A 5,796-nucleotide genomic window follows, 5' to 3' on the forward strand; every position below is an offset into this window, starting at 1 on the left:
GCAGCAGGCTGTAGACGATCCCCACCAACAGTCCGGCGCCCAGCGACAATACGTAGAGCTTCATCTTCGTTCTCCTTCGCGGCCGTGCCGCCCGGCGGGCCGGAGCGGCACGGCCGGCATTCACTTGGCCGGATTCGGGCCGATGCGTTCGCCGTGGGTCACCCGCTCGGGCGCCTTGTGCACCATGGTGTAGGCGTAGTCCACGCCCATGCCGTAGGCCCCGGAATGCTCCTTGGCGATGGCCATCACGGCGTCGTAGGTATCCCGGCGGGCCCAGTCGCGCTGCCACTCCAGCAGGACCTGCTGCCAGGTCACCGGTACCACGCCGGCCTGGACCATGCGGTCCATGGCGTACTTGTGGGCGTCGCTGGAGGTGCCGCCCGAGGCATCGGCCACCATGTAGATCTCGTAGCCGCCCTCGAGCATGGCGCAGAGGGCGAAGGTGGTGTTGCAGACCTCGGTCCACAGCCCGGCGACCACGACCTTCTTGCGCCCCGCGGCGGCCAGCGAGTCGCGCACGTTCTGGTCGTCCCAGGAGTTCATCGAGGTGCGTTCGAGGATCTTCTGCTCGGGGAACACCGCCAGCAGCTCCGGATAGGTCGGGCCGGAGAAGCTGTCGGTTTCCACCGTGGTGATGGTGACCGGGATGTCGAATACCTTCGCCGCCTTGGCCAGGCCCACTACGTTGTTCTTCAGCGTCTGGCGATCGATGGACTGTACGCCGAATGCCATCTGTGGCTGCTGGTCGATGAAGATGATCTGGCTGTTCTGCGGAGTTAGAACTTCGAGATAGTGGCTCATGATTGTTTCCTGACAACGAACGATGAATTCCAGCTGTTGCGCACAACAGCACGCGGGCCAACAGATAATTTCCCGTGGCCGGCCAGACTATGAAGCATGGATATTGGAAAAAACAAACTTTTCGAGAAAATAAATCACTGAACTGCGGCCCCGGATAAAGTTGAACGGCGATATTCAAAATATTCGACACATCCATACAAAAAGCGCACACAGAGACAATAAAAGAAGGATTACCAGCTAGCAGAATCGACAGTCCGTCCTATAAGAAAAAGCCCCCATGAAGTTCAGGACATGTCTCGCGCCTTACTTGCTATCGACCACCAGCAAGTTGCGCTTGCAGGAGGATGCGTCATTCGGGAAAACCGCTCTTTCGTCCCGTACGTTTCCCGCCGCACCTATCCTGTCCGGTGGCCTCTCTCGCCGCCGCCCTCGCTGACCGATTCCGCCCCGCTGCCAGGAGCACGCCATGAGCCACGATCCGCCGAGCAAGGACCGCCGCCATTTCCTCACTACCAGTTCGGTGCTGGGCGCCGCCGGAGTCCTGTGGTCCGCCCTGCCCTTCGCCAACGCCGCCAGCCTTTCTCCCGCAAGCAACCCAGGAGGTTCCATGACCGCCGACCTGATCCTGCACAACGGCCGCTTCCACACCGTGGACCGCGACAACCCCACCGCCACCGCCGTGGCGATCAAGGACGGCAAGTTCCTTGCCGTCGGCAACGACGCCGAGGCGATGCTCCATCGCGGCAGCGCCACCCAGGTGATCGACCTGCAGAAGCGCACCGTGATCCCCGGTCTCAACGACTCGCACCTGCACCTGATCCGCGGTGGCCTCAACTACAACCTGGAGCTGCGCTGGGAAGGCGTGCCCTCCCTGGCCGACGCCTTGCGCATGCTCAAGAACCAGGCCGAACGCACGCCCAGCCCCCAGTGGGTGCGGGTGGTCGGCGGCTGGAACGAGTTCCAGTTCGCCGAGAAGCGCATGCCGACCCTGGAGGAATTGAACAAGGCCGCGCCGGACACCCCGGTGTTCGTCCTCCACCTGTACGATCGCGCCCTGCTCAACCGCGCCGCCCTGCGCGTGGTCGGCTACACCAAGGACACGCCCAACCCGCCCGGCGGCGAGATCGTCCGCGACAGCAGCGGCGAACCCACCGGCATGCTGATCGCCCGGCCCAACGCGATGATTCTCTACGCCACCCTGGCCAAGGGACCGAAGCTGCCGCTGGAGTACCAGGTCAACTCCACCCGCCAGTTCATGCGCGAACTCAACCGCCTCGGCCTGACCAGCGCGATCGACGCCGGCGGCGGCTTCCAGAACTACCCGGACGACTACCAGGTGATTCGCGAACTGGCCGACCAGGGCCAGCTCACCGTACGCATCGCCTACAACCTGTTCACCCAGAAACCGAAGGAAGAACTCGCCGACTTCAAGAACTGGACCGGCAGCGTCAAGTACGGCCAGGGCAGCGATTTCTTCCGCCACAACGGCGCCGGCGAGATGCTAGTGTTCTCCGCCGCCGACTTCGAGGACTTCCTCGAACCGCGCCCGGACCTGCCGCAGACCATGGAGCAGGAGCTGGAGCCGGTGGTCCGCCACCTGGTGGAGCAGCGCTGGCCGTTCCGCCTGCACGCCACCTACGACGAATCGATCTCGCGGATGCTCGACGTGTTCGAGAAGGTCGACCGCGACATTCCGTTCAACGGCCTGCCCTGGTTCTTCGACCACGCCGAGACCATCACCCCGCGCAACATCGAGCGGGTGCGGGCACTCGGCGGCGGCATCGCGATCCAGGACCGCATGGCCTTCCAGGGCGAGTACTTCGTCGACCGCTACGGTGCCAAGGCCGCCGAGGCCACGCCGCCGATCCAGCGCATGCTCGCCGAGGGCGTGCCGGTGGGTGCCGGCACCGACGCCACCCGGGTCTCCAGCTACAACCCCTGGACCTCGCTGTACTGGCTGGTCAGCGGCCGCACCGTCGGCAGCATGGCCCTGTATCCGCAGGGCCTGCCGCGGGAAACCGCGTTGCAGCTGTTCACCCACGGCAGCGCCTGGTTCTCCAGCGAGCAGGGCAAGAAAGGACAGATCAAGGTTGGCCAGCTCGCCGACCTGGCGGCGCTGTCGGCGGACTTCTTCAGCGTCGAGGAAGAGGCCATCAAGTGGATCGAGTCGGTGCTCACGGTGGTCGACGGCAAGATCGTCTATGCCGCCGCCGAGTTCGACAAGCTCGGTCCGCCGGCGCCGCCGGTGCTGCCGGACTGGTCGCCGGTGGCCAAGGTACCCGGCCACTGGCGGCAAGGCGCGCCGCTGACCGCCCAGGTCCACCAGTGCGTCGGTGCCTGCGCGGTACACGCCCACGAGCACAACCGCGCGCGCCACTCCAACGTACCGGTGAGCGACTTCCAGGGTTTCTGGGGCGCATTCGGCTGTTCCTGCTTCGCTTTCTGACGTACCCGGGCGGGCCCTTCGCGGCCCGCCTCGCCCGGAGTTTTCCCGATGATCCGCGTTCGACCGGTCGGCCGCCTGGCCCTTTTCCTGGCGCTGGGCGGCACCTCGCCGTGCCACGCCGCGACAGAGGAAGCCAAGGCACCCGACTACCTGGAGTGGCGCCTGCTCAACCGCAACTACTACCTCTACAACGACTATCGCCGCGCGGACGCCGGGCGCGGCTACCGCAAGGAATGGGCACACGGCCTGATCGCCGACCTGGAGTCGGCCTATACTCCCGGCCGCGTCGGTTTCGGCCTCGATCTCCACGGCTTCGCCGGCTTCAAGCTCGACGGCGGACGTGGCCATGCCGGCACCGGCCTGTTGCCGCTGGACTCATCCGGCGATAACGCCAGCGAGTATTCCGACGCCGGCGCCGCACTCAAGCTGCGGCTCGGCGAGAGCCTGCTCAAGGTCGGCGAGATGACCGTCGAGACCCCGGTCTTCGATACCAGCGACAAGCGCCTGCAACCCCAGTACGCCAGGGGCTTCTTCCTGCAGAGCGACGACCTCGACCGCGTGCGGATCCAGGCCGGGCGCTTCACCGCCTTCAAGGAACAGGCCTCCAGCTCCGGCCATGGCGACTTCGACGGCTACGGCGCGAGCACCGCCGGCAGCGCCATCGGCTTCGCCGGCGCCAGCCTGGCGGCCAGCGACAACCTGAGCGGCTCGCTGTTCGCCGCGCAACTGGACAACGTCTGGCGCCAGGTCTATCTCAACATGAACCTGCAACGTGCCGCGTTCAGCCTGGATGGCAACCTCTATCGCACGCGCGACCAGGGCCGCAGCCGGGCCGGCGCGATCGACACCCTGGCCTACAGCCTGCAACTGAAGTACCGCGTCGGCGCGCAGGGTTTCTCCCTGGCCTACCAGCGTGTCCATGGGGATACGCCGTTCGACTTCGTCGGAGGTGACTCCATCTACCTCGCCAACTCGATCAAGTACGCCGATTTCAACGGTCCCGGCGAACGCTCCTGGCAGGCCCGCTACGACCTCGACCTGGCCCCGTTCGGCCTGCCGGGGCTGAGCTTCATGGCGCGTTACGTCAGCGGCCGCGCCATCGACGGCAGCCATGCGCCGGCCGGCGGCGCCTACAACCCGCTGGGCGCCGATGGCCGCTACCGGCCCTTGCAGGGCAGCGGCGGCAAGCACTGGGAGCGCGACCTCGACCTGCGCTACGTGTTCGCCTCGGGCCCGCTCAAGGATCTCTCGCTGAACGTCTCGCACCTCAGCCACCGGGCCAACGCGGCCCAGGCCGGCGACGACATCGACCGCCTCTACCTGATCGTCGAATACCCACTCAAAGGCTCGCTCTGACCATGACCGCACCCGCCGCCTCACCCTGGAGTCCCCTGCGCCAAGCCACCTTCCGCTGGCTATGGCTGGCCAGCATCGCCTCGAACATCGGCACCTGGATGCACGAGGTGGGCGCCGGCTGGCTGATGACCTCGCTCTCCGCCAGCCCGCTGAACGTGGCCCTGGTGCAGGTCGCCGGATCGCTGCCGATGTTCTTCCTGGCCCTGCCGGCCGGCGCCCTCGCCGATATCGTCGACAAGCGCCGCTACCTGCTCGGCGTGCAATTGTGGATGGCCTTGGTGGCCACCCTGCTGGCCAGCCTCACCCTGCTCCAGTTGACCAGCGTCTGGCTGCTGCTCGGCCTGACCCTGTGCATGGGCATCGGCACCGCGCTGATGATGCCGGCCTGGAGCGCCACCACTCCGGAACTGGTGGGCAAGGACGAACTGCCGGCGGCGGTGGCGCTGTCCAGTGTCGGGGTCAACCTGGCGCGGGCGGTCGGACCGGCCATCGCCGGGGTGCTGGTGAGCCTGGTCGGCCCCTGGCTGACCTTCGCCCTCAACGCCCTCTCCTTCTTCGCGGTGATCGCCGTGCTGCTGGCCTGGAAACGCGAGGCCGTGCCCTCGGTGCTGCCGGCGGAACGCCTGTTCGGCGCCCTGCGCGCCGGCTGGCGCTACAGCCGCAGCTCGAGGCCACTGCAATCGGTGCTGGTGCGCGCGGTGGCGTTCTTCCTCGGCGCCAGCGCCGGCATGTCGCTGCTGCCCCTGATCGTGCGCGGCGAACTGCATGGCAACGCCATGGACTTCGGCCTGCTGCTGGGCAGCGTCGGCGTCGGCGCGGTACTCGGCGCCGCGTTCCTGCCGCACCTGCGCGAACGCCTCGGCAGCGACCGCCTGGTGCTGCTCTCCAGCGTGCTCTACGCACTGGTGCTGGTGGCCCTGGCGCTGCTGCGCAACCTCTATTTGCTGGTGCCGGTGATGCTGCTCAGCGGCGCGGCATGGATCGCCGTGCTCTCCAGCCTGCAGGTCGCCGCGCAGACCTCCGTGCCGGCCTGGGTGACCGGCAGCCGGCAGCGCAGCGACGCGAACAGGCCGAGCAGCAGCGCGGCGCTGGCGCAGAGCAGGGCGAAGGTGATCGACAGGTGGCTGGCGACCAGACCCCACAGGGCGCCGCCGGCGGCCATGCTGCCGAAGAACACCAGGATGTAGACCGCC

The 5,796-nt window shown here is 67.0% G+C and carries 5 protein-coding genes and 1 pseudogene; 3 read left to right on the plus strand and 3 right to left on the minus strand.

Going from position 1 to position 5,796, the window contains the following annotated elements:
* On the minus strand, positions 1 to 64 hold a 64-nt coding region (locus tag FFS27_RS27325), incomplete at its 3' end, for a DUF1427 family protein (RefSeq protein ID WP_137952338.1).
* Positions 65 to 120: 56 nt separating this feature from the next.
* On the minus strand, positions 121 to 801 hold the full coding sequence (locus FFS27_RS27330; RefSeq protein WP_003090561.1) for a hydrolase: 681 nt from the start codon (positions 799 to 801) through the stop codon (positions 121 to 123).
* A 607-nt stretch (positions 802 to 1,408) separates the two neighbouring features.
* On the opposite strand from FFS27_RS27330, the gene FFS27_RS27335 reads away from it, so the two are divergent.
* The 3 genes and pseudogenes from FFS27_RS27335 to FFS27_RS27345 all read left to right on the plus strand — a co-directional run.
* Positions 1,409 to 3,247, plus strand: a complete 1,839-nt coding sequence (locus tag FFS27_RS27335) for an amidohydrolase (RefSeq protein ID WP_073665611.1) — start codon at positions 1,409 to 1,411, stop codon at positions 3,245 to 3,247.
* Between the two features lie 48 nt (positions 3,248 to 3,295).
* A complete protein-coding gene (locus tag FFS27_RS27340) occupies positions 3,296 to 4,603 on the plus strand; it encodes an OprD family porin (RefSeq protein WP_016253335.1) in 1,308 nt (435 codons plus the stop codon).
* A 2-nt stretch (positions 4,604 to 4,605) separates the two neighbouring features.
* Positions 4,606 to 5,640, plus strand: a pseudogene (locus tag FFS27_RS27345) (MFS transporter); the annotation flags it as partial.
* Here FFS27_RS27345 and FFS27_RS34115 read toward each other — a convergent pair.
* Complete coding sequence (locus tag FFS27_RS34115; protein ID WP_442962191.1) at positions 5,541 to 5,765, minus strand: MFS transporter; 225 nt, start codon at positions 5,763 to 5,765, stop codon at positions 5,541 to 5,543. The pseudogene FFS27_RS27345 and the gene FFS27_RS34115 overlap by 100 nt on opposite strands.
* Positions 5,766 to 5,796 lie beyond the last annotated feature (31 nt).

Origin of the sequence: Pseudomonas sp. 2VD (assembly GCF_005503585.1) — a bacterium.
Lineage (GTDB): Bacteria > Pseudomonadota > Gammaproteobacteria > Pseudomonadales > Pseudomonadaceae > Pseudomonas > Pseudomonas aeruginosa.

Coding starts and splice junctions, on each gene's coding strand:
- FFS27_RS34115 (WP_442962191.1), bottom strand. CDS start 5,765: ATGGCCGCCGGCGGCGCCCTGTGGGGTCTGGTCGCCAGCCACCTGTCG.
- FFS27_RS27330 (WP_003090561.1), bottom strand. CDS start 801: ATGAGCCACTATCTCGAAGTTCTAACTCCGCAGAACAGCCAGATCATC.
- FFS27_RS27335 (WP_073665611.1), top strand. CDS start 1,409: ATGACCGCCGACCTGATCCTGCACAACGGCCGCTTCCACACCGTGGAC.
- FFS27_RS27340 (WP_016253335.1), top strand. CDS start 3,296: ATGATCCGCGTTCGACCGGTCGGCCGCCTGGCCCTTTTCCTGGCGCTG.